Source organism: Mycobacteriales bacterium (assembly GCA_035550055.1).
Classification (GTDB): Bacteria; Actinomycetota; Actinomycetes; order JAFAQI01; family JAFAQI01; genus DASZTV01.
In genome coordinates, this window is record DASZRO010000062.1 from 46,227 (window position 1) to 52,323 (window position 6,097).

Sequence of the window (6,097 nt, forward strand, 5' to 3'; positions counted from 1 at the left end):
CGCGAACACCACCCGGGACCTCGACACAAGGAGCGGTACAGATGACCGACGCGCTCAAGCAGCTGTCCGACACGGGGGTCGCGATCTGGCTGGACGACCTCTCGCGGTCCCGGCTGGCCACGGGCAACCTCGCCGGCCTGGTCCGCGACAGCCACGTCGTGGGGATCACGACCAACCCGACGATCTTCCAGAAGGCGATCAGCGGGAGCGAGACCTACGACGACCAGGTGCGCGACCTCGCCACCCGCGGCGTCACCGTCGAGGAGGCACTGCGTGCGATCACCGCCTTCGACGTCCGCGAAGCGTGCGACGTGCTCCGTCCCGCGTACGAGGCCAGCGGCGGCGTCGACGGTCGCGTCTCGATCGAGGTGAGCCCGGCGCTGGCGAACAACACCGAGGCCACGAGCGCGGAGGCGCGAGCGTTGTGGTGGCTGGTCGACCGACCCAACCTGTTCATCAAGATCCCGGCGACGAAGGCGGGCCTGCCGGCGATCGCGCAGGTGCTCTCCGAAGGCATCAGCGTCAACGTGACGCTGATCTTCTCCCTGGAGCGGTACGCCGAGGTCCTCGACGCCTTCATCGACGGCATCGAGCGCGCCCGGTTGGCCGGTCACGACCTGTCGAAGATCGGATCCGTCGGGTCGTTCTTCGTGTCCCGGGTCGACTCCGAGGTCGACGCCCGGCTGGACAAGATCGGCAGCGACGAGGCCAAGGCGCTGCGCGGCAAGGCCGCGATCGCCAACGCCCGGCTCGCCTTCGAGCTCTACGAACGCAAGCTCGACACGGACCGGTGGCGGGCGCTGCGCGAGGCCGGCGCGAAACCGCAGCGACCGCTGTGGGCGTCGACCTCGACCAAGGACCCGTCCTACGACGACACGATGTATGTCGTCGAGCTGGTCACCGACGGGGTGGTCAACACGATGCCGGAGCCGACGATCCACGCGGTCGCCGATCACGGCAAGGTGACCGGCGACACGATCCGGCCCAACTACGCCGACGCCCACGAGGTGATGGACGCACTGGCGGACGTCGGCATCGACTTCGACGACGTCGTCCAGCTCCTCGAGGACGAAGGCGTCGGGAAGTTCGTCGCCTCCTGGAACGAGCTCACCGAGTCCACGAAGCAGGAGCTCGAGAAGCTGGCTGCCGCCAAGTGAGCTCGGACAGCGTGACCGCAGGCGGCGTCACCGTCACCTTCGCCGGCACCGACGTCGTCGCCGCCCGCGACCGGGCGCTCGCCGACAACATGGGCGTCGCGGCGCGCATCGCCGGCAAGGACGCCGGGCTGTGGGGACCCGAAGCCGCCGCTGAGGCCACCGTCCGGCTCGGCTGGCTCGACTGCACCACCGTCTCGCGTCCGCTGGTCGCGGAGATCGAACAGCTGCGGGCCGACCTGCTCGGCCGCGGCGTCGATCACGTCGTACTCGCCGGGATGGGCGGGTCGTCGCTGGCCCCGGAAGTCATCGCCGCGACGTACGGCGTGGAGCTCGTCACCGTCGACACGACGGATCCGGGTCAGGTCGGCGCGGCCCTTCACGACCGGATCGAGCGCACCGTGGTCGTCGTGTCCAGCAAGAGCGGCGGCACCCTCGAGACCGACAGCCACCGGCGCGCCTACGAACAGGCGTTTCGCGACGCCGGTATCGATCCCGCCGAGCGCATCGTCGTCGTCACGGACCCGGGATCGCCGCTGCACCGGATCGCCACTGACGCGGGATACCGTGTCTTCGAAGCGGACCCGAACGTCGGCGGCCGATACAGCGCGCTGACCGCGTTCGGGCTGGTCCCCAGCGGGCTTGCCGGCGTACCCGTCGGGGAGCTGCTCGACGCCGCGGAGGCGGTCTTCGCCACGCTGTCGGGCGACTACGGCAACGCGGCGGTCGCGCTCGGCGCCGCGCTCGGCGGGCTCGGCGTCGACGGTCACGACAAGGTCGTCATCGCCGACGGTGGCTCCACGATCGTCGGCTTCGGCGACTGGGCCGAGCAGCTGATCGCCGAGTCGACGGGCAAGTCCGGGCGGGGGCTGCTGCCGGTGGTGGTCGAGTCCGTCGATGCTGCCGGGTTCACCCCACTCGCCGACACCCATCTGGTCACCATCGGCGCGACCGCACCGAGCGTCGGCACCTCGGTCGACGGACCGCTGGGCGCCCAGTTCCTCGCCTGGGAGTTCGCGACCGCGGTCGCCGGCCGGATCTTCGGCATCGACCCGTTCAACCAGCCCAACGTGCAGGAGTCGAAGGACAACACGAAAGCCGTGCTCGAAGCCGCCGGCGACGGCGACCTGCCGACCGGCACCCCCGCGTTCACCGACGGCCCGGTCGAGGTCTACGCCGACGCGGACGACCTCGCGGGAGCGACCGACCTCGCCGGCGTGATCGATGCGCTGCTCGCCGCGGTTCCCGCCTCCGGCTACCTCGCCGTCATGGCCTACCTCGACCGGCTCGCCGACCACGACGCGGCCGGCATCCGCGCCGCTCTCGCGGCGCGCATCCCGCACCCGGTTACCTTCGGCTGGGCCCCGCGGTTCCTGCATTCGACCGGCCAGTTCCACAAAGGCGGCCCGCCAGTCGGCGTGTTCCTTCAGATCACCGGCGCGGTCACGACCGACGTCGCGATCCCCGGTCAGCCGTTCAGCTTCGGCCGGCTCCAGATGGCGCAGGCGCTCGGCGACCTCCAGGCGTTGCGCGCCCGGTCGCGCCCCGCCGTACGCCTTCACCTGACCGACCGCGCCGCGGGCATCGCGGCGCTGCTCAAGGCCGCGCGAAAGGGCTAGGTGTGACCGTTCCATCGGGCACCGCGGGCAACCCGCTGCGTGATCCGCGTGACCGGCGGCTGCCGCGTGTCCCCGGGCCGTGCGCGATCGTCGTGTTCGGCATCACCGGTGACCTGGCGCGCAAGAAGCTGATCCCGGCGATCTACGACCTGTCCAACCGAGGTCTGCTGCCGCCCGGCTTCGCCCTGCTCGGCTTCGCGCGGCGCGACTGGGACACCGGCGACTTCGAGTCCCTCGCCCGCAAGTCCGCACAGGACCACGCCCGCACCGAGTTCCGCGAGGACGTCTGGAAACGGGTGGCCGCCTCGCTGCAGTTCCTGCCGGGCTCCTTCGACGACGACGAGGCGTTCGACAACCTCGCGACCTGCCTCGTCGAGCTCGAGACCAGCCACGGCATCCAAGGCAACGCCGCGTTCTACCTGTCGATCCCGCCGGCAGCCTTTCCGCTGGTGCTCAAGCAGATGCAGCGCACCGGCATGGCGGACAACGAGAAGTCCGGCGGCTGGCGGCGGGTCGTCGTCGAGAAGCCGTTCGGTCACGACCTCGCGTCGGCCCGCGACCTCAACGCGCTGGTCGACGAGGTGTTCTCCCCCGCCGACGTGTTCCGCATCGACCATTACCTGGGCAAGGAAACGGTGCAGAACATGTTGGCGCTGCGCTTCGCCAACACGCTGTTCGAGCCGATCTGGAACTCCAACTACGTGGACTCGGTGCAGTTCACGATGGCCGAGGACGTCGGAATCGGCGGCCGTGCGGCGTTCTACGACAGCGCCGGCGCCGCGCGCGACGTGCTGCAGAACCACATGCTTCAGCTGCTCGCGCTGACCGCGATGGAGGAGCCGGTCTCCTTCGACGCCGAAGCCATCCGCACCGAGAAGCTGAAGGTCCTCAACGCGATCTCGTTGCCGGACAACCTCGCTCGCTACGCGATCCGCGGCCAGTACGACCAGGGCTGGCTCGCCGGCGAACGGGTGCCGGCGTACCTCGACGAGGAGGGCATCCCGAAGGACTCCCGCACCGAGACCTACGCGGCGGTCCGCCTCGGCGTCGAGACCAGGCGCTGGGCGGGCGTGCCGTTCTACCTGCGTACCGGCAAGCGGCTGCCGCGACGGGTCACCGAGATCGCGGTGAGCTTCAAGACGGCACCGCACCTGCCGTTCGACGTCACCGACACCGTCGAGCTCGGCCACAACCAGCTCGTCGTACGCGTCCAGCCCGACGAGGGCGTGACGCTGCGCTTCGGGTCGAAGGTGCCCGGCTCGGCGATGGAAGTGCGCGACGTGTCGATGGACTTCCTGTACGGCGAGGCGTTCACCGAGTCCTCGCCCGAGGCCTACGAGCGGCTCATCCTCGACGTCCTGCTCGGCGACGCGACGCTGTTCCCGCGCAACGAAGAGGTCCACGCGTCGTGGCAGGTCATCGACCAGCTCGAAGAGTTCTGGGCGGGCACTCAACCGGAGAAGTACCGCGCCGGCGAGTGGGGGCCCCGAGGCGCCGACGAGATGCTCGCGGCGGACGGTCGCACCTGGCGACGCCCATGACCGGCAACTGGACGGTGGACGACTGATGGCGACGACACTGTGGGACACCACCGGCAGCGATGTCGTGAAGGCCCTGCTCGCCGAGCGCCGGGCCGCCGGTGCGCTCGCGTCCGGGCTCGCGCTGACGCTGGTGGCCGTCGTCGACGAGCGGCGGGTGCAAGAGGCGGAGCAGGCAGCGACCATCGCCGCGGCCGCCCACCCTTGCCGGCTGGTGATGATCGTGCGTCACTCGATCAACGCCGAGAGCCGACTGGACGCCGAAGTGCAGATCGGCGGACGCCTCGGTTCGACGGAGGCCGTCGTGATGCGCATGTACGGCCGGCTCGGGCTGCACGCGGAGTCGGTCGTGCTGCCGCTGCTGGCCCCGGACGCGCCGGTCGTCACCTGGTGGCACGGGCCTCCCCCGGCCGAGATCGCGACCGACGCGCTCGGCGTGCTCGCGAACCGGCGCGTCACCGACTCCTCGCTCGCGGACACCCCGATGGACGCCTTGCGGACCCGCGCCGCCGACTTCGTGTCCGGTGACACCGATCTGGTCTGGACCCGCGCGACGCCGTGGCGCGCGCTTCTCGCCTCGGCCCTCGACGGGATCGACGGGACGCCGGTCTCCGCGTCGGTGTCCGCCGCAGCGGGCAACGCGACGGCCGCCCTCCTGGCCGGCTGGCTCGGCTCGCGGCTGTCCGTGACCAGCACGCTCGACGAGACCGGCGGGCCGGGCATCACCGCCGCCGAAGTGGTGATGCGACAGCCCGACGGCAAGGACTGCCCGATCCGGATCGACCGGCCGGACGGGGTGTCGGCGACCTTCACCCGGGGAGACGAAGACCGTCGGGTGCTGCCGCTGCCGCGCCGCGAGCTCGGCGACCTCCTCGCCGAGGAGCTGCGCCGCATGGACCCCGACCCGGTCTACGCCGACGCGCTCACCCACAGCACGGGCGTGAGCGTCGACACGACGCCACGGTCGCGGGTGTTGGTGTGGCGGGACCCGGCCCTCGCGGACTCATGACGGCGCCGCTCGTCGCGGTCCATCGGGACGCGATGCTGCTCGCGCAGGCCGTCGCGGCACGGATCATCAGCGGGATCGCCGACGCGCAGGCCGAGCGTGGCACCGCCTCGATCGTGCTGACCGGAGGCGGGATCGGCGGCGCCACGCTTCGCGAGCTCGCCGCGGCGCCCGCGCGCGACGCGATCGACTGGGCGATGCTGGACGTCTGGTGGGGTGACGAGCGGTTCCTGCCGGCGGGCAGCCCGGATCGCAACGAGACCCAGGCGCGGGAAGCCCTCCTCGCCCACGTCCCGCTCGACCCGCAGCGCGTTCACCCGATGGCGGCGGCCAACGACGAACCTGCGGACGACCTCGACGCCGCCGCCGCGGCGTACGCCGCCGAGCTGCATGCGGCAGGCGATCCCACCTTCGACATCCTGCTGCTCGGCGTCGGACCCGACGGGCACGTGGCATCGCTGTTCCCCGGGGCCGCGGGCCTCGGCGACGACCGGTCCGTCGTACCGGTCCGGGGGGCAGCCAAGCCGCCGCCGAACCGGATCTCGCTCGGGCTGTCCACGATCAACCGGGCCCGGGAGGTCTGGCTCATCGCGGCCGGCGAGGAGAAGGCCGCCGCGGTGAAGGCAGCGCTCGCCGGCGACGCAGACCTGCCCGCCGCCGCCGTCCACGGCCGAAGCGCGACGAAGTGGCTGCTCGACCGCGCCGCCGCCTCCGCCCTCTGACCCACTCCCGTACCCGTCGAGCCCAACGTTGTTGGTCTTTCAGCGAGGCTGAAAGACA

General features: G+C 71.4%; 5 protein-coding genes. All 5 read left to right on the forward strand.

Annotated elements, in window-relative coordinates; translation table 11 throughout:
* Positions 1 to 41 precede the first annotated feature (41 nt).
* From tal to pgl, 5 genes are read left to right on the forward strand one after another with little or no spacing between them, the layout of a single operon-like run.
* Positions 42 to 1,157: a transaldolase gene (gene tal / locus VG899_09525; GenBank protein ID HWA66591.1), complete on the forward strand. Its 1,116-nt coding sequence runs from the start codon at positions 42 to 44 to the stop codon at positions 1,155 to 1,157.
* The gene (locus VG899_09530; protein ID HWA66592.1) at positions 1,154 to 2,773 is read left to right on the forward strand and encodes a glucose-6-phosphate isomerase; all 1,620 of its coding nucleotides are present in this window, start codon (positions 1,154 to 1,156) and stop codon (positions 2,771 to 2,773) included. Before tal ends, VG899_09530 begins: the two co-directional genes overlap by 4 nt.
* A gap of 2 nt (positions 2,774 to 2,775) precedes the next feature.
* Positions 2,776 to 4,314 carry a glucose-6-phosphate dehydrogenase gene (gene zwf / locus VG899_09535; protein HWA66593.1) on the forward strand — a complete coding sequence of 513 codons (1,539 nt, stop codon included), beginning with the start codon at positions 2,776 to 2,778 and terminating at the stop codon, positions 4,312 to 4,314.
* Positions 4,315 to 4,339: 25 nt separating this feature from the next.
* On the forward strand, positions 4,340 to 5,320 hold the full coding sequence (locus VG899_09540) for a glucose-6-phosphate dehydrogenase assembly protein OpcA (protein HWA66594.1): 981 nt from the start codon (positions 4,340 to 4,342) through the stop codon (positions 5,318 to 5,320).
* Positions 5,317 to 6,039 carry a 6-phosphogluconolactonase gene (gene pgl / locus VG899_09545; protein HWA66595.1) on the forward strand — a complete coding sequence of 241 codons (723 nt, stop codon included), beginning with the start codon at positions 5,317 to 5,319 and terminating at the stop codon, positions 6,037 to 6,039. The genes VG899_09540 and pgl overlap by 4 nt, the downstream gene beginning before the upstream one ends.
* Positions 6,040 to 6,097 lie beyond the last annotated feature (58 nt).

Coding starts and splice junctions, on each gene's coding strand:
- tal (HWA66591.1), top strand. CDS start 42: ATGACCGACGCGCTCAAGCAGCTGTCCGACACGGGGGTCGCGATCTGG.
- VG899_09540 (HWA66594.1), top strand. CDS start 4,340: ATGGCGACGACACTGTGGGACACCACCGGCAGCGATGTCGTGAAGGCC.
- pgl (HWA66595.1), top strand. CDS start 5,317: ATGACGGCGCCGCTCGTCGCGGTCCATCGGGACGCGATGCTGCTCGCG.